Source organism: Erwinia sp. B116 (assembly GCF_002865965.1).
Lineage (GTDB): Bacteria > Pseudomonadota > Gammaproteobacteria > Enterobacterales > Enterobacteriaceae > Erwinia.
On the sequence record NZ_JRZZ01000005.1, the window covers coordinates 35,116 to 56,658 of the forward strand.

Sequence of the window (21,543 nt, forward strand, 5' to 3'; positions counted from 1 at the left end):
AAGACCGCTCTGCCCGCCCGCTACTTCCCGCTTTTCATCTGCTGCAGTACCCGCGTGCACTGGTTGTCGTCGTTATCGCTGGGGGAGATCAGCGCCAGCAGCGCGGCGGCCGGCGCCACTACCGCACCGAGCGCCACGGCGGCGGCACCGCGGGCGATCAGCGGCCCGGCTTTCACCCCGGCGTCCGGATTTTTAAAGGTGCCGCGCACGTAGAGCGGCGAGCGCAGGGTAATAATGCGGATGCCTTTGCTGTCCGGGTTGATGTTCAGATCCAGCCGTTCGTTAGCAAAGTTGGCGGTACCGGCGATGTTGATGATGGCGTTCTCGGTATCAAAGACAAACAGCCGGGTGGCGGCCAGCCCGTTATTCACCTGCAGGCTGGCCGCCGCACAGTTGATCTTAACCTCATCGTCGCCAAACAGCTTGCCGACCACGTAGTTGCCGACGTTCAGGCCGACGATCTCCATCAGGCTGCGGCTGATCACGCCGTCATTCATCAGCAGCTTCAGGTCGCCGTTGCTGGTCGCCAGCAGGTCGGCCACCGAGTTACCGCGCCCGCTCAGCGTCGCGTCGCCGTTCATCTGCCCGAGCGCGTTCTGCATCGCCTGCACGTCCGGCATCAGCTGGCGCAGCTTCAGCCCGCGGGCGTGAATATCCGCGCGCCCCTGCATCGGTGACTTATCCCCCGCAAGGTGGATGGTGGAATTGATGCTGCCGCCTGCCATGCCGAAGCGCAGCGGATCGAGGCGCAGATCGCCGTTTTTCAGCGTCAGATGGGTGGAGAGATCGCTGATCGGCAGCGAGGTGCTGTGCTCAATGCGCTTGCCGCTGAAGCGCACGTCGGCGTCCATCACGTCCCAGTTTTTGGTGTCGAACTTATCATGCGGCAGTACGCGATCGGCCGGCTGGCCGGAGGCATCGCCGCGCTTCGCCTTCGCCCGTTCGGTTTTGTCACTGCCCTTACCGGAATTCACGCCGATCAGCGGGCCAAGGTCGGCCATCCGCAGCTGCTTCGACTCCAGCGACCCTTCCAGCTTGGGTCGTGGTTTGATCTGGCTGTAGGTCAGCGAGCCGTGAATGTCGCTGTCGCCAATGTGGCCGTTGAAGTTCTGATAGCGGAATACCGGCCCGCCCTTGTCGCGGAAGCGGGCGCTGAGCTGGCCATCGGTTTCATACGGCGGGGTATCCGGCAGCAGCACGCCGGTCAGGCCATAGAGGTTGGCCAGGGTATCGCCGGAGAAGCGCAGACGCAGGTCGATGCCGCCGAGGTTGAGCGGGTCCTGCACCGTGCCGCTAAGCCGCACGCGGGTGGTGCCGCTGCGCAGGTAGGCCTGAATCGGGAACGGCGTGGTCTGGCTGCGCAGCGACAGCATGCCGCCGATTTTGCCGTCACCGCTCAGCCGCTCGTTTTTATAAGTGCCGCTGGCCTTCCAGCCGAAGACAAAGTCCGCCGCGCCCTTCTCATCGTCCTTACCACCCGCCAGCTGCGCGTAAGGCACCGGTTTGCCCAGCGGGTTAACGGTGACCTGCACGTTGGCTTTATTGATCGCGTCGCGATAGCCGAGGGTGCCTTCGTCAAAGACGATAGTGTCGAGGCGGAAGGACCAGGCGGAAGGGGTTTTAGCGGCGTCTTTATCGTCGCTACCGGCGAGGGTAAAGGACCAGTTATTTTTACCGTCGGCGGTCTGAACCAGCTTCGCCTGCGGCTGTTGCAGTTTGATCCACGGCAGATAAACCTGTTTGCCCAGCAGCGCCAGCGGCGACAGCGTGGCGTCCACCCGTGCCAGGTGCGCCATGGTGACGTCGGCAATTTCCGGCGGGTTGCCCAGCATAATATCCTGGGCATGAACCTGCGGCCACGGCACCCAGCGCCGCCAGCCCGGTTCGCTGCGGTTACGCTGCCAGCTGACGTCCAGATCGCCACGAATGGCAAACGGACGGTTCAGCTCGGCGGAAACCTTGCGGTTGATGGTCGGTTTCAGCCGGTTCCAGTCAAAGGTGGCAATCACCACCACGATGACCGCTACCAGCAGCACCAGAATGGCCGCTACCCAACTCACTACCCTGCCGCTACGAGACATTCCTGTTCCTCACACTGGCTCAACGCTTATGTAAAGATAGTCGAAAAGGGCGTAACGGCTATTTAATGAAGGTCAGCGGCAGCGTCTCCAGCTGCGCAAAAGGGGCCGGCCGGGCAAAGAAATAGCCCTGTGCGGCATAGGCGGGCGAGTTACGCACGGCTTCCCACTCCTCCGCGGTTTCCACCCCTTCGACGATCACCCCTTTGCAGTAGCGGTTGATCAGCGCCAGCAGCATGTTGAACAGGCTGCGCCCTTCATCGCTCTCACGCAGCATAATAAACAGCTCGCGCGCCAGCTTGATGTAGTCATATTTCAGTTCGGTCAGGGCCGAGAAGTTAGCCATCCCCGAACCAAAGTCATCCAGCCACAGCGGCCCCAGCTCCGGCATCTGTGCGACGATCACTTCCTGCGGCAGCACGTGGTGTTCCACCAGCTCGAAGCGCACCCACGGGCAGCGGGCAATCAGCTGGCGCACTTTCCGGTCATGCTGAATCGCCAGCAGCGTCGGCCCGTCAATATTGAGCGAAGCCACCGTATTGCTGGCGATAAAGACTTTTTCCCATTGGAGCAGCAGTTCAAGCTGCTCGGCGACAATCAGCAGGCGTTGAGGGATCTCAAGCGTTGCAAAGTAAAGCTCCGGCGATACTCGTTGGTTCGGGGCGGTGGGGTGAAACACCGCCGTCAGCAGCTCTATCGCCATCAGGCTACCGTCAATACGGTAGATCGGCTGGAAGTTGTAGGCGCGCTGGCACTGATGCCAGTAAGCACGCTCCTGAAGCTGCTGTTGAACGGCAATTGAGGACGGAAGCCGGTGGCTGAGTTGATCCAGCACCATGGTTAAGATCCTTAGGGTTGAGTCCGCCTTCGTTGGCATCCCGTGTGGCAAGTATCGGCACTGCACTGCGGAACTTTATGCACACTGTGATCACATATACCCCTCGATGGTAACAACCCCTGCGCGATTCAATCGCTGTAACAGACGCCTTTTAGGGCGTTTTATCATCATTTGGCCGCGGCTGAGCGCGGGCAAAGCGCGGCACCGACAGCAGCCAGGTTTCGCGCAGAGCGGCCTGTGTGGCTCCGCGGGCGGCCCCGGCCGGCGGCAGCGTCCAGTCCGCCTGTTCGATCTCACGGCGGTAGCGATCGCCGCCCGTCGCGTCAGCGGCCTGTGCCAGCAGCGGAATCAGGCGTACCGCGATACGGTCGCGGTTTTTGTACGGCCACGGCCGGCCGGCGTCACTCCAGGGAGCGATAAAATCCAGTGCGCTCAGCAGCCCCGGCGGCCCCGGCGGGCTGCTCTGCCACAGGTCACCGTTACCGCTGCGCGCAGCCAGCCCGGCCAGCGCGGTCAGCGCCTGTAAATTGAACCAGCTGTAGTGGAAAGAGCGGGTACGCGCCAGCTCCAGCGGCTGGCTGCCGTCGGCGGCAAGCTGACCGTTAAGGCGCTGCCGCGCCTGGCTGACCATTTCACGTACGATCTCAGGCCGCTGCAGGTACCAGGCGATGCCCGCCACCTGGGTACTGTACCAGCTGCCGTGATTGTTTTTCGCCGCGGCTTCGCCCAGCGCCCGTTTGCTGGTTAACAGCCAGTCGAGGTAGTCGCTCAGCCAGCGCCGCATCTGCCGTTCATCGGCCGCCTGCCAGCCGGGGGCCTGGCGCAGCATCACCAGCGCGTCGACCAGCCGGGTGGCAAAGTAGCGGCCGTCGAGCACGCCGGTGTGGCGGCCCGCGGCGATGCCGGGCACCCCCTGGGCAAAGTTCAGATTGGGGTTCATGCGGCTGGCCGGGTCAATAAACCAGTGGCGGATCAGTTCGATGGCGCGGGTGGCGTAGCGGGCATCGCCGGAGAAGTACCAGGCGAGAGTGAGTACCTGCACACGTGAGGTAAAGGTGGCCAGCCGCACGCCGTCGCTGTCGTCGTTTTTGCTGGCCGGGTTCACCTGCCCGTCACGCTGCCGCCAGGGGAGGCCGTCCGCTTTTTCCGGATCCGGCCACCAGTAGGCGCCCAGGCTGAGGTAGTCATGTTTTGTCCCGCCCGGAGGGGTCAGTCGCTTATCCGTCACGCTCAGCAACGGCTGTTTCAGCGCCTTATCCGCCTCGTGCTGCAGCTGCTGCCAGGCGGTCAGCGTCAGCCCGGGGGCGTTGTGCTGCGCCAGCCGCTGACGGTTGAGCGCCAGGTCGGCAGCGTTAAGAAACGCGAACGACTCAGCCTGGCAGGCCAGGCTGAACAGCAGGCCGGCCAGCAGCAGCAGTCGACGTATCAGGCGGATAAGCGGGTTCATGGTGGACTCTCCGGACGGGTGGGACCGGTCGCCGGAGATGCGCGGGCGGGCGATGGTGCTGCAGACCTGCGCAGACCGGCGGTCAGGATGCAGGTGGCCTGAACGGCCACCTGCTACGGCTCACGCGAGTGAGCGTTGACTTACTGCGCGGCGCTGCTCTCGGCGGGTGCGGTGGCGTGGCCGTCGTCAGCCGCCGCCGCCGGGGCTGCGTCAGCGACCGGGGCCATCACTTTCTGCCAGTTCTGCTGCAGCAGCCTGACGTTGGTTTCCGGCTCGCCCGGTGGCTGCATCAGCACCATGGTCATATCCTGGCTTAGCTGCTGGCGCAGCTCCTGATTAAGCATCGGAAGCGTCAGGCCGGCGAGGAACGCCTGGCGCAGCTTCTGATACTGTTCCGGAGCGATATCCACCACCGCATTCTGCTGCGAACGCAGGCGCTGGCTCATCAGCACGTCCGTATCGGTGCGGGCATAGGTGGCAAACAGCTTGTTCAGCTCGTTAGTTTTCTGTGCCATCAGCTGATCGAACTCCGCCTGGCTCAGCCCTTTGTCACGCACGCTGGCCATCTCTTTTGCCAGCAGGTCGGTGGCGCTGACCAGCGCCGCGTTGTCGGCGTCCACATTAATGGCGCACTGCGCGCGCTGGTAGAGCACCCGGCAGTCGAAACCAACCTGCACGCCCTGGGTCTTATTCTCACCCAGGGTACGCTGTACGTGCCAGAACAGCGCTTCCCTTGCCAGGTCACTCTGCCAGTAACGCAGCAGGTTTTGTGATTCGCGGATCGGCGGCCACGGGTTATCCCATACCAGCGACAGGCGATCCTGGCCGATGGCGTTATTCACCAGGTTGACCGGCTGGGTCGGCAGCGGAGAGAGCGTCGGCAGCGCCGACGGCTGATCGCGTTTGCCGGACAGCGGCGAGAAGGTTTTGGTAATCTGCTCGGCCAGGCTGCGGCTGTCGACGTTGCCGACCACGATCAGCGTCATCGCATCCGGCGTGTACCACTGCCTGTAGAAGGCGGTGAGCTGCGCCATATCAACCGGGGTTTTGACCGCCGCGGCCGGTTCATGGCCCAGCAGGGCCGAGCCTTTCAGGCGATAGCGCCACCAGACGTCCTGCGGGTTGGCCGGCCAGGTAGCAATCGGGTCGTCCGCGTTGAGCGCGGTGTTGACCACCTGCTCGTTAATGGTCATTTTGCCCACGGTGGCGGCCAGCCAGCTGAGGGCTTCTTTCACCATTTCCGGACGGTTGTTGGGCAGGCTGAGGTTGTACTGGGTGTAGTCATAAGAAGTCACGGCAGGCGGCAGCGGATGCTGCGGGTCGATGGCCTGCTGCCACAGCGAGCGCTGTTGGGCCGGGTCGAGGGTGGCGTTATGCACCAGCGCCAGGCGCGGCAGCAGATGGCTGTAACCCGCCTGCTGAGCGCTCTCTACCAGCGATCCGGTGTTAACGATCAGCCGAACCTCGACGCGGTCGCTCGGGCGCTGTGGCGTGGTTAACAGCTGCCAGCTAAAACCGTTTTCCAGTTTTCCCTGCTGCCAGGCGGGATCGGGCTGGAGTGTCTCCGCCTGTGCCGCGCCGCCTGCCAGCGCCAGCACTGTCCCACCTATCCAAAGACGCATTCTGGTGCCCTGCATGTGAACCCCTACTCAATCACAAACCAAAAAAAAATCACTGGCGATATGCTTCCTGCTGTACCTGATGTCATCCGGCGGCTGATGCCTTTTGCCCGGTGGTGTTCAGCAAACAGCTTTTTAGACCACGCATTGGCGAGGATGTCACACAGCGGAATAAAAAATCATAAAAAAACCTGGGGTTATTATGCAAATGCCCGCCGCGAGGGCAAGTCGCGGCGGGCATTTGTCGGCTATTTTGATGAATTAACAGCGTAATTTACGATTTCACAGCGCTTTTTCCGCCGTTTTGTCACCTTTCAGCGTGGCCTGCAGTTGATCTTCGTCGAGATGGCCAACCCATTTTGCCACCACCACGGTCGCCACCCCGTTACCAATCAGGTTGGTCAGCGCACGCGCCTCTGACATAAAGCGGTCAATGCCGAGGATCAGCGCCAGCCCGGCCACCGGCAGATGGCCGACCGCGGAGAGCGTAGCCGCCAGCACGATAAAGCCGCTGCCGGTAACGCCGGCCGCCCCTTTCGACGACAGCAGCAGCACCACCAGCAGGGTTATCTGATGCCAGATGTCCATATGGCTGTTGGTCGCCTGGGCGATAAACACCGCGGCCATCGTCAGATAGATGGACGTGCCGTCGAGGTTAAACGAGTAACCGGTCGGGATGACCAGACCCACCACCGATTTCTTGCAGCCAAGCTTCTCCATCTTATCCAGCATGCGCGGCAGCGCGGACTCGGAGGAGGAGGTCCCCAGCACGATCAGCAGCTCTTCTTTGATGTAAGCGATAAACTTGAAGATATTGAAGCCGGCCAGCCGGGCGATCAGCCCCAGCACCAGCACTACAAACAGCACGCAGGTGATATAGAAGCAGATAATCAGCTGGCCGAGCTGCACCAGCGAACCGACGCCGTACTTGCCGATGGTGAAGGCCATCGCACCGAACGCCCCGATCGGTGCCAGGCGCATAATCATATTGATGATGCCGAAGATCACTTTGGCGAAGCTGTCGATAAAGTTGAACACCAGCGTGCCTTTATCGCCGAGTCGGTGTAGCGCAAAGCCGAACAGCACCGCAAACAGCAGCACCTGCAGGATATTACCGCTGGCAAAGGCGCCGATCACGCTGCCCGGGATCACGTCCAGCAGGAAGGCGACGATCCCCTGCTGCTCGGCCTGCTGGGCGTAGACCGCCACCGCTTTGGCATCCAGCGTCGACGGGTCAACGTTCATGCCCGCCCCCGGCTGCAGCAGGTTCACCACCACCAGCCCGATAATCAGCGCAATGGTACTGACCACTTCGAAGTAGAGCAGCGCCACCGCACCGGTGCGGCCAACCGCCTTCATGCTCTCCATGCCGGCAATGCCGGTGACCACGGTACAGAAGATTACCGGGGCAATAATCATTTTAATCAGTTTGACGAAGGCATCGCCCAGCGGTTTCATCTGGGCACCTAACTCGGGGTAAAAGTGGCCGAGCAGCACCCCGACGGCGATCGCGGTGAGCACCTGGAAGTACAGACTTTTGAACAGGGATGTTTTCATTGAGTATCCGGTTTACGACGTGGTGGTTGCGCATATTCTGCCGGAGCGGAGCGGCGTGCACGCTGGCGGCCGCACCCGTTCGGCGAATAATTATTTATAATTTTGTGTTGGAACAGCGCGAAAATAACACCCGGTTAACAGGATTAATACCCGTGGTCGACCAGATCGGCCAGCGTTGTACTGATTTTATGAACTGAATCACGTCAGCAGATAATTTTACCCAAAAGGTTCAATTATCGCTGATTGCTGAGGAGTGCGAAAAGTAGCGGCGGTCAAAAACGGCCGGAGGCAGCGCCTCGGCAAACAGGAAGCCCTGGCCAACCGTAAGGCCGAGCGCCAGCAGCGCATCACGCTGCTGCGGCGTTTCCACGCCTTCGGCGACCACGTCCAGCTCAATGATGCCGGCAATCGCCGCGATAATGCGCACCATCACCTCGTCCGCCGGCAGGGTGGCGACAAAGCTGCGGTCAATTTTGATTTTACTCACCGGCAGCGTTTTGAACTGGCTTAGCAGGTCAAGGTTGGCATAACCCATACCGAAGTCATCCAGCGCCACCGACAGCCCGCTCTGACGCAGCTGACGCAGCAGCTGCAGCGCATGGCCCAGCTCGCCGACCTGCGCGGTTTCGGTGATCTCCAGCATCAGGCTGCCGGGGGCGATCGGGTAGCGCTGCAGCAGCGACTGCAGATGCTCAATTACCAGCGGGTCCCTGAGCTGAATCACCGACAGGTTGGCGCTCAGCGGCAGCGTAATCCCCGCCTGCTGCCAGCCGGTCAGCAGCCGGCAGGACTCTTCCAGCACCCAGCGCCCGAGCGGGCGGATCTCGCCGTTCTGCTCGGCACAGGCGATCAGGTCTTCGGGCAGGCTCCAGCTGCCGTCAGGCTGCTGCAGGCGCAGCAGCGCTTCTGCACCGACCAGCTCGCCGCTGCGCATATCGATCTGCGGCTGCAGCCACAGGGCAAATCTCCCGGCGGCCAGCAGGCCGACGATATCATAGTTGTCCGCCAGCGGTGACGACAGCGCCGCCAGCTGGCGTTGATTACGGTTGTAGTGGCGAATCAACAGGCCGAGCTCATCGTTGCGGTGATAGCGTGGCAGCTCCAGCTGATGGCCTGCCAGCGCCTGTGCCGGCAGGTCGCGCAGCTCATGGGCGATTTTACGCAGTGGCCGCACCATCAGCCGGTTGATGCACCAGCTGATGGCGATCGACAGGATCAGCGCCAGCAGCAGAAAGGTGGTGACCATCGTCGACATGGCACTGAGGATAAACTGATAGACGCGCCAGGAGTCCGCCTGCAGCACCAGCATCGCCAGCGGCTTCGGGTTGGCGGGTTCGACCGAGTAGAGCGGCACGGTAATCTGCACCGGCAGCTCGAACAACCGGGCGACGAACCGCGGCACCGGTTTTTCCGGCTCGAAGTCGGTGTGTAGCGCCTGCAGGCCGTTCGGCAGCACCACTTCGGCGCGGGCGAGGATCCCGGCCGGGCGCAGCGAGTTAAGAATGCGTTCCGCCTGCGGGATATCGGCCTTCAGCACCGCCTGAGACAGCGGCTGGCGCACCGTGTGGGCGACATTCTCCATCTGCTGGGCGTAGTCAATCCTGCGCTGTTGCACAAAGTGGAAAAGCTGGATGACGATAAAAATACAGATGGTGACTACCGCAACGCCTGACACCGTCGCCATCTGCTTAATCGTTAATGATCGACTGATGCGCAAACCTGCTCTCCGAATCCCTGACTACCCGATCCCAAACACCTCGGGCCTACCAGCCCAGAGTATACCTGAAACGCGGGCAGGTAGCGGGACAGCCTGCGGATATCCCACCGGCCGGGCCGATTTCACGACTTACGTTAGCACGCCTGATGAGGATTGGTTTAAGGCTTTTCTTAAAGATTCACGCGCGGTGGCGGCATTTACGTTGTAAGGTATGCGGACTGATAAGAGTTTATCTCATTCTTGTTAAGGACAGTCAGACCTCATAACCGAACATCCGTGATGCGAACACGATTATGACGATTTCATTTACCTTAGGGCTGAGTCAACTTCAGAATGAATTAATACTGATGCAATCGCCGGGCTGCTACTGGGTCACGGTGGATCGTCAGGAGGACGCACGCCTGCTGGTACGGCAAATCGTCGCCGCGCAGCCGATGCTGGCGCTGATCGGTACGGTGGCCGAACCGCCTGAGCTGCTGCTGCCGGACGGGCTGGTCAACAGCGCGGATGTGGCGTTCTTTGCTTTGCCTGAAACGCCTGATGCCCTGCAGCAGCTGACCGATATGCTGTCACGCGGCCTGACATCTGCCCCGCGATTTCTTTTATTTTATCATTCGGCTTCGCTGTGGCAAAAAATAGCGCCCGGGGCGTTAACCCGCTGGCTGCAGAATGTAAAAAACTGGTTATCAGCACGACAGTCAACCCTATTAATCATCACCCGCGAAACGGAAGGTCCCCCCCTGCGTGACCGGCTGCAAACGCTGCACAGCCACATTGATGGACTCTCTCAGCTGGATAAGCAGCCACATGACTGGCAATACCGGATCCGCTGGTGGCGCTATCAGGGCGGGGAGCTGCAGGATAAGACCTTTACGCTGACCACCGACAGCCACGGATTCACCCTGCACAGGGAGGCGGCGCCGGTGATCAACGATGACCTGCTGTTTTTAGCCAGCAGGCATGCCGTCGCCGATATTCTGCCGCGTGGCAGCCAGTGGACGCTGTTCGAAGATAACCACCAGCTGGCACGCGCCGCTGGCCACCTCAGCGCCGCCACGGTGGTGTTCAGCGTTGAGCACAACAGCCAGGTGGTGGAGCTTGCCAGCCACGTTCATGCGCTGCGCTGCCAGCGCGGCAGCGCACTGAAGATGGCGATCAGAGAGACGCGTACCGCACTGCGCTACAGCGATGAACGTCTGCTGCTGGCCTGTGGCGTCAACGCCGTGATCCCGTTCAATACGCCGGACAACCGTTTTCTTGCCGTGCTGGACGATCTGCAGGGGCAGATGTTTAACCGTTTTGTCCCGGCACAGATCGACGTGCTGTTAAAATCAATCCAGCCGCTGAAGGAGAAGGGGTTATTGCCGACGGCGGCTTTTTGCCGGGCGGTACACGGCTTACTGCACAGCTCGGCGCTGCCTGTTGACGGTAAAGGCCTGCTGGTCGCGCTGCAGCCGGTCAGCGGGATGAGCCTGGCAGAGGTGCTGCCACAGTGCCAGCCACGCCGCTTTGGCGATCTGCTGACCACCGCCGATGACCAGATTTATCTGTTCCTGTCATCCTGCCGCTTCAGCGATCTGAGCATCGCGCTGAAATTTATCTTCCGCCGCCCCCATGCCGAGCTGGTGGCGCTGCAGAGCGTCTGGTATGGCGATGCGCAGATCGCCGATGAACTGCGCCAGCTGGAAACCGCAGAGTGACCTGAGGCAGGCCGTACCATGCGGCCTGCCCTTAACGCACCGTTTCCCTAGCGAGCTTTATACGCCAGCCAGGTCAGCAGATGCAGGCTGGAGGAGTAGTAATCTTCCGTTGGCGCCAGCGTATCGTTGAGATAGCCGGTTTCATTCAGCGTCAGATCGCGCACCGCCAGCAGCCCACCGGCCATATTGTAGGTGGCCTTGTTGTTGCTCATCACATCGATCCACGCCGGGGTTTGCAGGCGTGAGAAGTTCATCCAGAAGCGCTGGAACGGCACCAGCTGCAGGCTCTGAGGGTCATACCAGGCGAGATAGAGCGGAATGCGCACCGCATCGTAGCTGAAGCGCGGCGGCCAGGCGGTAGCCGGGGCCAGGCTGCCGTCGGCGTTCAGTACCACCCAGTCCAGCGGCAGGTTGCTGTCGCCAAAGTGCATGTCACCCAGCAGCGCCAGGCCGTCGCTAATCAGCTGATTCCACACCTGCAGATGGCTGCGGCGGGCGAAATCCTGCCAGGCGGGAAAGATAAAGTAGGACGGATTGAGGATCACGTAGGTGTTTTTATTAAACCCCTGCTCGCCGGGCAGCATCACCGTGCGGTTACCGAAGGTGGTGACGTTACGCGCCAGGATCTCACGCTGAATGGCGTCAGACGCCTTCAGCCACGCGGGAACCTGCCATTTTTCACCGGCTTTCAGCAGCGCCCAGGCGATCAGTACATCACCGTCCGAGGCGTTGTTTCTGTCGGCGATCGGATCGGCGGCCGCGGGCTGATAGCGCCAGTAAAACAGCCCGTTAGCCGGGTTTTTCAGGTGGGTTTCGGTCCAGCCCCACAGCTGTTCAAAGCTGCTGCGATCGTTGTAAAACACCGCCATCAGCATGGCGTAACCCTGCCCTTCGGTATGGCTGATGTTCTTGTTACCGGTGTCCTGGATGCGACCATCGCTGGTCAGAAAATGCGTTTTAAAACTGCTCCAGCCGTCTGCGGCGCTGGCCTGAGCCGCGCCCAGCACCATCGCCAGTGCCAATACCATCACCCTCAACATATCCCTGATAATCCTCTTAAACCTGATAACGAAAGCGCAGCGCGGTTTCGCCGCTGGCTTCAACGGCCAGCGCAACGTGCTCACGCCCGCCCTGCTCGCGCAGCCAGCGCGCGTAAAGGCCCAGCAGCACCGCAGCAAACGCCTGCTGCCACTGCTCCGGCGACAGCAGGCTGTCCCCCGGCGGCAGCGCGACGTGATCGATAACCATCGCCGTCTCATACGGCTGAATGTCGATCACCCCCCAGCCAAACCGCGCCAGCACCTGATTAGCCCGTGCCTCCAGCTCGCTGACGGTGGCGGCGCGGCCCAGCGGATAACGGCGGGCCAGGTTATCGCCCATCTGCTGTAAAAATGCCTGGCTTTCGCGCTCGCCGGCGTTGTGCAGCATGCCGTGAATCATCACGCTCAGCAGATCAAACCAGCCGGGCTGGACCTGCTGCTGGCGATAGTAGTTCAGAGTGCGATCCGGTAACTGACTCATGCTTATTTGCCTCCCAGCATGTAGCGGAAATAGAGTTGCGCCGTACTTTCGTTATATTCACCAAAGGTGTCATAGCCGATCTGGCCGCCGATGGTGACGTCTTTATTAATTTTGTAGTCCGCGCCGGCGTGCAGATTATAGCCGATGCCGCTTTTGCTGCCGCCGGAGTAGTAAGCCTCTTTGGCGAAACCGGCGGTGGCCGCCGCCTCCAGCGCCGACTGCCAGTCAGCGTTGTTCGGGAAGTAGGCGCTGCGGTCCTGGGTATAGGACTGATAGCCCGCCGAGCCGCCGACGCGCACGCTCAGATCATCATAGGTCTGCGAATAGTCGACCGGGAACGAGACGCTGACGAAGTTCTGCGGGCTGAAGTAGCCGCCCTGACCGTAGCTGTAGTAGCTGAGGTTTTTCGAGAAATCCATCCAGCTGATGCTGATACCGGTCTTCAGCTCGCGATCGTTATAGTGGAACGGCCGCACGTAGGCACCGGCGTTGCCCACCAGCCCTTTGTTACTGGCCACGTTCTCACCGAGGTAGCTGTAAACGCCGCCGCCGACGTAGAAGCCGGCGTCACCGTCGTCGTAGCTTAACAGCGCGTTACCGCCGTTTTTGGTCACCCGGCCCCAGCTCTTGCCGGAGAGGCGATCTTTGGTGCCAACGTAGGAGAGCAGGCTGTCGGTGACCGCCCGGCGCTCGCCGGTAAGGATCAGCGTCAGGTAGTCGGTGAGTTTCGGCGCCCACTTCACCCCACCGACCAGGGTGCTGAGATCCTGGCCGAGCGGCGTGCTGCCGAGGTCGATTTTGTAGTTGCTGCCGGTCAGCGCCAGGTTCAGCTCGACGCCGGTGGCGCTCTGCGAATCGCTGGAGCTGTTCATCGCCGTTTCGGTGTTCGGCTTACGCGATGACGCCACCAGATAGTTTTTCAGCGCGGTGTTGTTGTTCAGGCTGGTGAGGTTATTCAGCCCGGAGGCGGTCAGCGGGTTGAGGTCGTCAAACTTGATGCCGTTCAGCGCACTCAGCGCCGTCGCCACGCCCGGATTCGCCGCGTTAAAGGTGGCCAGATCGGTGGCGTTAAGCGTCGCCAGGTAGGTCTGCTCACTTTTGATGGTGGTGACCAGGTTGGAGATCGCCTGTTCGCCCGCGCCGGAACCGAGGCGGCGGTAGGCATCGCCGCTGGCGCTGCCCGCACTCAGGGTGATCGGCGTGACGGTAAAGTCAAAGCGTGCGTCGCCCAGCGGGGCGCTGGACCAGGTGAGCGGCGCTTTGGCTTCGTTCAGCTTGCTCAGGCCGTTCTCGCCGTCGCGCCCGCGGATCTGAATGCCGGCCTGGGCCCAGGTGCCGGTATCTTTCTCCATCTCCGCCATCATGGTGTCGATCTGATGCAGCGTCTGGTTCTGCTGCGTCGCCACCTCTGTGCCACCGTTCAGCGGTACGCCGTCAATATTGCGGTAATCGCGGTAGTTCGGCGACTGCTGCCACGGCATGGTGCTGCCATAAGCGGAAGGCGACGGACGCGGCGACAGCGTGGTGCGGTTGATAAACGGGTTATCGGAGGCCAGCAGGCCGCCTACCGACGGATTGCTGCCGGTCTGTGCCCCTTGCAGACCAATCATCTTGCCGCGCGCGGTGCGCAGGTAGCTGAGCGCCTGGTTATGGTCGCCCTCGGCTTCGGAGACGCGGGCCAGCAGCAGCAGGCGCTGCGGCGTCTGTTCACCGCGCAGGCCGCCGGCCAGCGCGCGGGCTTTCGGCACGTCGTCCAGCGCCAGCGCCACGTTGACCGCCCCTTCGCGGGCGTCCTGGGTTGGCGTATCGCGGGTCATCAGGTAGTCATAGACCACCCCCGCCTCTTTATTCATCTTGCCGGACTGATACAGGCGCGCCATGGCAAACATCAGATCGGTGTTCTGCGGATCGTTCTGCACCGCCGAGATCAGCTTGTCATACGCCGCCGCATACTGTTTCTGCTCGCGCAGGCGGTCGGCTTCCTGAATCACCCCGCCGTTACGCAGGCTTGCCAGCTGTGCCGGGGTGCTGCGCGACTGCAGCTCCGGGCTGCTGAGGAAGCTCTGCCCTTCGGCGCCGAGCCCGGCCTGGTTCAGCACGTCCACCTGCGCCGCATAGTCGCCGGCGTTACCCTGCACGCCGCGGCGCATGTTGCCGCGCACCACCGCTACCGCGCTGGCCATATCGCCGGACTGCGCCAGCGCTTTCGCCAGGTTACCGGCGTCTGCCGGGGCGGAGGGCGGGTTAGCCGCCAGCGCCTTCAGCGTGTTAGCCGCCGCCGCGTTGGAGCCCTGGTCGAGATACTGCTTCGCCACGCTCATCTGCTGATTGAAGTTAACCCGCTGCGCCAGCGTGCGCATGTCGGCATTCTGGCTGCGCGCCGGAATGCGCGCCAGCAGGCTGTTGGCCTGCGCCCAGGCCCCGCTTTCGCTGGCAAACAGCGCCGCCGCGTAGACTTCGTTGCTGCTGGCGCCGTTACGGTAAGCAGGCTGCATCACGCCCGAGGCGGCAGCAGCGTCACCCTGCTGCTGATAGATGCGCGCCAGGTCGAGGCGCAGCCAGGCATCATTAGGGAAGCGCTGCATCCCCTGCTGCAGAAGGGTGATGGCGCGCTGCGGGTTGCCGGCGGCCAGCGCCTGTTTCGCGTCACGGCGCACCGGATCGCTGGTGGCCACCGGGCGCGGCGTTACCGCCTCGCGCACGCTGGCGGGCAGCGAGGCCAGCAGAGTGTTGGCCTCTGCCGTGCGGTTCTGCTGACGCAGCACGTAGAACAGCCCCTCTTTCGCCGGGCGGTTGTCGGCGTCAGCGGCCAGCACGCTGCGGTAAGTCTGCTCGGCCTGGTCCAGCTGGTTGTTGCGGCGCAGCACGTCGGCGCGGAACAGCTTCGCCGCCTCGCCCTTCTCACCGCTGGCCTGCACCAGCGGCTCGCTCAGCGCCAGCGCTTTAGCACTGTCGCCGGCTTTCATCGCCTGCTGTGCAGTCGCCAGCTGGCCGTAGAAGCGCGCATCGTCCGCCTGCTGCTGGCGCTGCTGGCTGTCGTTGCCGCCGAGCTTCGCCGCCCGCTCCAGGTAGTCAGCCGCCTGGGCATAGTTACCGCTGCGCTGCGCCACGTAGCCAAGGCCAGCCAGCGCGTCGGCATCCTGCGGGTTGGTCTGCAGCACCTGGTTAAACGCACTTTGCGCGCTGGAGACGTCGCCGCTGTTCAGGGCGGTAAAGCCCTGGCCTTTCGCCGCGCCGCCGACGTTTTTACGGAAGTGGTTCATCACCTCCGTATCCTGCGGGTGGCGCTGCTGGAAATTCTGGTACAGCGTGCTGTCGGCGGGCTGCGGGCCCAGCCACAGCAGCGCCTGCCGCAGTGAACGGTCGGCGTCCGCACTGCCGCCGGCCATGCTTTCCAGCATCTGCACACCTTCGCGACGCGTCGACTCCTGGTAGGTCAGTGCCTTACCCAGCGCCAGCCGCGCGGCGTTGTCCTGCGGGTTCTGCGCGCTGAACTGGCGCAGGTTATCCACCGCCTGCGGCAGCAGGGTGCGGTCCCCGGCCATGGTCAGATAGTACTCTGCCGCCACGCTCGGCGGCGGCACGTTGCCGCTGAAGGTGTTACGCCAGGTCTGCAGCGCGGCGGCGGTGTTGCCGCTGCGCGCCTGCTGACGGGCCAGCGACAGCTGCGCCGCCGGGATGGTCTGCAGCTGGTGGGCGTTATCCAGCTCGACCAGCCGCGGATCGTTCGGCGACAGCGCGCTGAGCCGTTCACGCCATTTGGCCCCGGCGGCGTTGTCGCCGTTCTGCTGCGACCACAGCGACATCAGGTAGATGGCTTCGGTGTTATTCGCATCCACCATCAGCACCTTCTGCAGCGCCTCACGCGCCAGATCGTCGTGCGATTTCTGGTGCCAGTAGTTGGCCTGGGCGAACAGCGCCTGCACCGCCGGGTTTGCGTCTGCCGCCAGCGCGGGCAGGCTGAGCAGCGACAGCGCCAGGCTGCCGCCCGTGATCCAGCTCTGACGTATTCTGGCATTTAACAGCGTGAGGGACGTTTTCATCATTCTTTATCCTCGCCAGAGTCTCGGGAAGGGTTCTGCGGGTGCAAACGCCGCCAGGCGTGACGCTTCAGCAGCGCACAGGTACTGAGTCCGATTAGCAGGGCGCTGAACAGCGCCAGCAGCGCCAGCAGCACCGCGTGCTGGTTGGCGTACCACACCACCATCATGTACCACGGCATCTGGCCGCTCGGGAACTGTGGCCCGACGCGGAAGCTGCGGATACCGGTCTCATCGGTGATCACCGCGGTGTCGCCGCGGATGCCGGCGTTAATGCGCGGCTGGGTCAGATCGTTCTGCAGACGCGCCAGCTGATCGTCATCGGTGGCGACGGTCATCACCACCAGCCGGCTGCTGTTCCACGGCGAGCGATAGCTGACAAAGCCGCGCCAGTCCTCGTTCGAGGAGAAGTAGCGATCGGCATCCAGCGTCTGCTGGGTCCAGTCACCGGTCAGCCAGGCACGGGCTTTATCCAGCGTCCCCGGCACCTTCACCCCCAGCGTATGGTTCTGCACTTCGTACGGCGAAGCGGAGAGCATCTCCTGGTTAAAGGCGGTCTGTTTCAGGGTCGAGACCGACAGCACGTCGCTGTTCTCCAGCCGCTCGCGCAGGGTGCCGCCGCTCGGGATGCCAAACAGCACGTTGTTATGACTCAGCGCCACGCCGGTGGCGTTACCGGAACGGCCTGCCAGATCCAGCAGCGTGCTGATTTCGGCGTTAGCCGGATGCTCCGGCAGCATCAATACGGTTTGCGAGTAGTCCGCCAGCCGCGAGAACGGGAAGGAGGCACCGACAAAGTAAGAGAGGTTCGGCAACAGAGTGAAGTGCCGGGTGTTGCTCAGGTCGATATACGAATCTTCATCAATCCGGCTCTTGATGTTGTTGTTGCTCAGCACGCTGCACGGCGCGCTGGCCTTCGGTTTGATATTGAAATAGAGCTGCAGCTGGTTATCACCGTAAATCAGATACGGGTCGAGCTTCAGGGTGTATTTCTCCTGGCGCGCGTCGCCGCCCAGCCGGTGCCAGATGTTCTCCAGCAGGCCGATTTTGTTTACCGTCAGGTTGCGCAGGAAGGTGCCGTTCAGCGTGACGTTCAGCACCGAGTTATCTTCATCGATCCAGCTTTCCGACGGGAAACGGTAATTAAGCTGCACCGGCAGGGTGTCGCCGTCCCACAGGAACAGGTCCGGCGCCGCACGGAAGTTGACGCGCAGCGCATCGTGCCAGATGCCGTTGGTGGTCAGGTTCTGATCCTGGCGCAGCAGTTCGCTGAGGCGCACCGGGCGTTCGGTATTGATCCAGCGCGGCGCATCGTAAGGTTTACGCACCGGCATGGTTTGTGAGGCCACATCCAGCTGCGGCCGATCGTCGTTGAACGGCTGCATTAAACGCCAGGCCGCCTGGCGCATCTGCGCGTCGTCTTTACCGACCACCAGCAACAGCTTATAGACCGGGTTATCCGGGTTATCGACGATCTGCAGCAGCGGCGTGCTGGCCGCCGGCAGCGTCAGGTTACCGATCTTCTCGCCGGGACGGCCAAACACCACGCCGTTTTTCTCCGGCAGCTGGCCGCGTAGCACCGGGAAGCTGATGCCGCGGTAGTCGGCCTGAATGCCCATCCACGAGGCGAGGATCGCCGCCGCCGAAACGTCACCCGGGTTAACGTTGTCGCTGAAGATCATCGGCACGCTGGCCGGGTTCATGCGCAGCGGGTCGATAAACGGCCGCGGGAAGTTACGCAGGCTGGTACCGATATTCAGCTGCTGGCCTTCCAGCGCCAGGGTGGTGGCGGGCAGGATGGTGACCTGATACTGCTCGGCGCTGTCGCGCTCGCACATCAGCTGGTCGGCGTCGTTGATTTTAAAGCTGAGGTTGTTGTTGGAGACCACCATCGCCGCCGGGATATCCAGCTGGAAATCTTCAGTGTTGCGATCCGAGGCGCTGAGCGGCAGGGTGCCCAACGGCTGGCCGTTCAGCATCAGCTGCAGCGAGGTGTTGCGCGCCGCCAGCGCCTGCGACACCTTCAGCGACAGGTTCAGGCGGGCGTTGGTGATCACTTCATCGGTCGGCAGGGTAAAGACGATGCCGGACTGCAGCTGACCGCCGGTCAGGGTCACGCCCTGCGGCTGGCCCATCTGCGCCACGCTGACCTGGCTGCTGAGCGGCTGGTTGATCGACATGCCGGCCAGCGACGGCGCGCTGCTGGTCGGGGTGGCATCCACCGGCGCAGGCAGCGGCGGCAGGCCAGGAATATCGCTGACGCTGGCCGGCGGCAGCGCCGCGTCGTCTCCGGACGGCAGGCCCTGCTGCCCGCTGTCATCAGCCGGGGCACCAGATCCCGCGCTGGCGGCAGCGTCCGGGGCCGCGCCGGTTGCGGCAGCATTACCGTTTGGCCAGGCCGCATTGCCGCTGGCGGTTGAGTTACCGCCAGCCGCGTTGCCCGCAGCGCTACTGTCATTCGCCGGCCAGGCCGGTGCGGCGCTGCCGCCAGCCGTGGTATTACCGGTGGCAGCAGCATTACCCGCAGCGCTACTGTCGTTCGCCGGCCACGCCGGAGCCGCGTTGCCGCCAGCCGTGGTATTACCGGTGGCAGCAGCATTGCCCGCAGCGCTACTGTCGTTCGCCGGCCACGCCGGTGCGGCGTTGCCGCCAGCCGTGGTATTAGCGGTGGCAGCTGCGCTGCCGCCAGCCGGGGTACTACCGCCGTTAGCGGCGGCGGCCGGGTCACTCTCCTGCCCCTGCGGCATAAAGCTGCGCAGCAGGTCATTGTCCGCGCTGCGGTTAGCCGGGGTCGCCTGGGCGCTGCCGAGGGTCAGTGCGGTGCCGAGGCAAAGCGCGCGCCATACCAGTTTCTTCATGCCACGCCATCCTCTTCCGCTTTCAGCTTATTTTTCCTGTTCGACCGGCCATCTTTCCAGCTCAGCCAGAACAGCTCGAAGACGGTGCGAATAATGGTCATCAGCGAGCGCAGCGGATTGTCCTTGCGGCCCGGCGGGTTGATCCAGGCATCGGCGCGCGACAGCACCACCCGCACCAGCTCACGGCGGCGCGACAGCGGAATATCCTGGAACTGCAGGCGAATAATGCCGGCACTGGCGTCGATCAGGTGCACCGGAATCGAGATTGCGCCGGTCTGCAACATCAGGTCGACCGCTTCGATCTGATCGTCTTCATGACGACGATCCGGCGCCTTCAGCTGCACGCCGCCCATCGACAGGTTGATGGTCTGGCTGCGCGAGGAGATGCCGCTGGCGTAGTGGACAACCACCGGAATACTGACGTCGATACGGATGGTTTTACGCACCTGCTTGGTTTCACGCGCCACGGCGATCGCCGCCATCAGAATAATCAGGCTGAACAGCGCCCAGCCAACGTTAAGCGCGATCACGTAAGGGTCCACGCCGAAGTAGTCATGGGCGAAGGCGCGCACCAGTCCGCTGATCACCCCGGCGGTCAGCAGCAGCGCGCAGATGACGTGCGGGCGCACGATGTTGAAGTCGAAGAAGCCGACGTCGAGCAGGCCGCCCTTATCGGTCACGTTAAACTTACCGTGCTTCGGCGAGATCATGGTCAGCAGCGTTGGGATCACCAGGTGGAAGGCCATCACCGTTTCGTAGATCTCACCCCAGAAGGTGGCGCGGAAGCGGCCGTTCATCCGTGAGTTGACGTACAGCGACATCACCAGGTGCGGCAGCACGTAAGAGAAGATCAGGCTGGCCGAAGAGTGAATGATATTCAGGTTAAACAGCAGGTACGCCAGCGGCGCGGTGAGGAAGATAACCCTCGGCAGGCCGAACTGGAAGTGCAGCATGGCGTTGAGGTAGCACAGGCGCTGCTGCCACTTGAGGCCGCGCCCCAGCAGCGGGTTATCAACGCGGAAAATCTGCGTCATGCCGCGCGCCCAGCGGGTACGCTGCACGATATGCAGGCCGAGACGCTCGGTGGCCAGCCCCGCCGCCAGCGGGATCGCCAGGAAAGCCGAGCCCCAGCCGAGGCGCTGCATTTTCAGCGCGGTATGCGCATCTTCGGTGACGGTTTCCACCGCAAAGCCGCCGATCTCTTCCAGCGCCGAGCGGCGGATCACCGCACAGGAGCCGCAGAAGAAGGTGGCGTTCCAGTTATCGTTGCCCTGCTGCACCGGGCCGTAGAACAGCGCCCCTTCGTTGGGGATTTCGCGCGCCGCCTTCAGGTTACGTTCAAACGGATCCGGCGAGTAGAAGTAGTGCGGCGTCTGCAGCAGCGCCAGCTTGTCGTCTTTGAGGAACGCGCCAACGGTGGCCTGCAGGAAGGTTCGGGTGGCGACGTGGTCGCAGTCAAACACGCAGATCAGCTCACCTTTGGTGATCTTCATCGCGTGGTTGAGGTTGCCGGCCTTGGCGTGGCGGTTGTCATCACGGGTGATGTAGCCGACGCCCACGTCGGCGGCAAAGCGGGCAAATTCGCTGCGCTTGCCGTCATCCAGCAGGTAGATTTTCAGCTTGTCACGCGGGTAGTCGATGCACTGCGCCGCCAGTACCGTGTCGCGCACCACGTCGAGGCTTTCGTTATAGCTGGGGACGTAGACGTCCACCGTCGGCCACAGGCTGACGTCATCCGGCAGCGGCTCGATGTTGCGCTTCAGCGGCCACGAGGTCTGCAGATAGCCGAGGATCAGGATCAGCCACACGTACAGCTCGGCGATAAACAGGCCGATACCGAGGATCGCCTCGACTTCCGAGTTGAAGTGCAGCGTTTCGGTGGCCCGCCACCAGATATAGCGCGTCGACATCATGGCGGAGAGAAACACCATGATCATCGACACTTTCTGGCTTTTAATCCGGCCGAGCAGAAACAGAATGGCGATAGAGATCAAACCGAAGGTGTACTGTTTCTGGCTATCCATCGGGGTAATGATGATCACCGCAACCACCGGAGCCAGTAACAGCAGCAGCAGATAGAACAGGGCTTTTTTCATAAGGTCATCCTGAACACGAACAGGCATTCATTTCGTGGTGGCGACACCACGCGTATTCAGGCATCCCTGCCC

General features: G+C 62.4%; 13 protein-coding genes. 2 read left to right on the forward strand and 11 right to left on the reverse strand.

What is annotated here, in order from left to right; genetic code table 11:
* Positions 1-20 precede the first annotated feature (20 nt).
* From NV64_RS05520 to NV64_RS05535, 4 genes are all read right to left on the reverse strand, one after another.
* A complete protein-coding gene (locus NV64_RS05520; protein ID WP_101505491.1) occupies positions 21-2,081 on the reverse strand; it encodes an AsmA family protein in 2,061 nt (686 codons plus the stop codon).
* 58 nt (positions 2,082-2,139) lie between these two features.
* Positions 2,140-2,916, reverse strand: coding sequence for a cyclic-guanylate-specific phosphodiesterase (gene pdeH, locus NV64_RS05525; protein ID WP_056240733.1), 777 nt, complete (start codon positions 2,914-2,916; stop codon positions 2,140-2,142).
* Positions 2,917-3,067: 151 nt separating this feature from the next.
* Positions 3,068-4,363, reverse strand: coding sequence for an alginate lyase family protein (locus tag NV64_RS05530; protein ID WP_101505492.1), 1,296 nt, complete (start codon positions 4,361-4,363; stop codon positions 3,068-3,070).
* A gap of 140 nt (positions 4,364-4,503) precedes the next feature.
* The gene (locus NV64_RS05535; protein WP_101505493.1) at positions 4,504-6,000 is read right to left on the reverse strand and encodes a pitrilysin family protein; all 1,497 of its coding nucleotides are present in this window, start codon (positions 5,998-6,000) and stop codon (positions 4,504-4,506) included.
* Here NV64_RS05535 and NV64_RS23110 point away from each other — a divergent pair, their 5' ends adjacent.
* Entirely contained in the window at positions 6,001-6,255 is a 255-nt protein-coding gene (locus NV64_RS23110; RefSeq protein ID WP_146005453.1) for a hypothetical protein, read from the forward strand.
* A 9-nt stretch (positions 6,256-6,264) separates the two neighbouring features.
* Here the strand turns inward: NV64_RS23110 and NV64_RS05540 are convergent, their stop codons facing one another.
* A complete protein-coding gene (locus NV64_RS05540) occupies positions 6,265-7,539 on the reverse strand; it encodes a dicarboxylate/amino acid:cation symporter (RefSeq protein ID WP_101505494.1) in 1,275 nt (424 codons plus the stop codon).
* Positions 7,540-7,768: 229 nt separating this feature from the next.
* Positions 7,769-9,256: an EAL domain-containing protein gene (locus tag NV64_RS05545; protein WP_101505495.1), complete on the reverse strand. Its 1,488-nt coding sequence runs from the start codon at positions 9,254-9,256 to the stop codon at positions 7,769-7,771.
* A 293-nt stretch (positions 9,257-9,549) separates the two neighbouring features.
* Here NV64_RS05545 and bcsE point away from each other — a divergent pair, with 293 nt between their 5' ends.
* Positions 9,550-10,956, forward strand: coding sequence for a cellulose biosynthesis protein BcsE (bcsE, locus tag NV64_RS05550; protein ID WP_101505496.1), 1,407 nt, complete (start codon positions 9,550-9,552; stop codon positions 10,954-10,956).
* A 47-nt stretch (positions 10,957-11,003) separates the two neighbouring features.
* Here the strand turns inward: bcsE and NV64_RS05555 are convergent, their stop codons facing one another.
* From NV64_RS05555 to bcsA, 5 genes are read right to left on the reverse strand one after another with little or no spacing between them, the layout of a single operon-like run.
* A complete protein-coding gene (locus NV64_RS05555) occupies positions 11,004-11,996 on the reverse strand; it encodes a glycosyl hydrolase family 8 (RefSeq protein WP_199177625.1) in 993 nt (330 codons plus the stop codon).
* 16 nt (positions 11,997-12,012) lie between these two features.
* The gene (gene bcsD / locus NV64_RS05560) at positions 12,013-12,477 is read right to left on the reverse strand and encodes a cellulose biosynthesis protein BcsD (protein ID WP_056240752.1); all 465 of its coding nucleotides are present in this window, start codon (positions 12,475-12,477) and stop codon (positions 12,013-12,015) included.
* A 2-nt stretch (positions 12,478-12,479) separates the two neighbouring features.
* The gene (locus NV64_RS05565) at positions 12,480-16,520 is read right to left on the reverse strand and encodes a cellulose biosynthesis protein BcsC (RefSeq protein WP_101505555.1); all 4,041 of its coding nucleotides are present in this window, start codon (positions 16,518-16,520) and stop codon (positions 12,480-12,482) included.
* The gene (gene bcsB / locus NV64_RS05570) at positions 16,520-19,375 is read right to left on the reverse strand and encodes a cellulose biosynthesis cyclic di-GMP-binding regulatory protein BcsB (protein ID WP_233208932.1); all 2,856 of its coding nucleotides are present in this window, start codon (positions 19,373-19,375) and stop codon (positions 16,520-16,522) included. Before bcsB ends, NV64_RS05565 begins: the two co-directional genes overlap by 1 nt.
* Complete coding sequence (gene bcsA, locus NV64_RS05575) at positions 19,372-21,471, reverse strand: UDP-forming cellulose synthase catalytic subunit (RefSeq protein WP_101505497.1); 2,100 nt, start codon at positions 21,469-21,471, stop codon at positions 19,372-19,374. The genes bcsB and bcsA overlap by 4 nt, the downstream gene beginning before the upstream one ends.
* Positions 21,472-21,543: the final 72 nt, after the last annotated feature.

Coding starts and splice junctions, on each gene's coding strand:
- NV64_RS05520 (WP_101505491.1), bottom strand. CDS start 2,081: ATGTCTCGTAGCGGCAGGGTAGTGAGTTGGGTAGCGGCCATTCTGGTG.
- pdeH (WP_056240733.1), bottom strand. CDS start 2,916: ATGGTGCTGGATCAACTCAGCCACCGGCTTCCGTCCTCAATTGCCGTT.
- NV64_RS05530 (WP_101505492.1), bottom strand. CDS start 4,363: ATGAACCCGCTTATCCGCCTGATACGTCGACTGCTGCTGCTGGCCGGC.
- NV64_RS05535 (WP_101505493.1), bottom strand. CDS start 6,000: ATGCAGGGCACCAGAATGCGTCTTTGGATAGGTGGGACAGTGCTGGCG.
- NV64_RS05540 (WP_101505494.1), bottom strand. CDS start 7,539: ATGAAAACATCCCTGTTCAAAAGTCTGTACTTCCAGGTGCTCACCGCG.
- bcsE (WP_101505496.1), top strand. CDS start 9,550: ATGACGATTTCATTTACCTTAGGGCTGAGTCAACTTCAGAATGAATTA.
- NV64_RS05555 (WP_199177625.1), bottom strand. CDS start 11,996: ATGTTGAGGGTGATGGTATTGGCACTGGCGATGGTGCTGGGCGCGGCT.
- bcsD (WP_056240752.1), bottom strand. CDS start 12,477: ATGAGTCAGTTACCGGATCGCACTCTGAACTACTATCGCCAGCAGCAG.
- NV64_RS05565 (WP_101505555.1), bottom strand. CDS start 16,520: ATGAAAACGTCCCTCACGCTGTTAAATGCCAGAATACGTCAGAGCTGG.
- bcsB (WP_233208932.1), bottom strand. CDS start 19,375: ATGAAGAAACTGGTATGGCGCGCGCTTTGCCTCGGCACCGCACTGACC.
- bcsA (WP_101505497.1), bottom strand. CDS start 21,471: ATGAAAAAAGCCCTGTTCTATCTGCTGCTGCTGTTACTGGCTCCGGTG.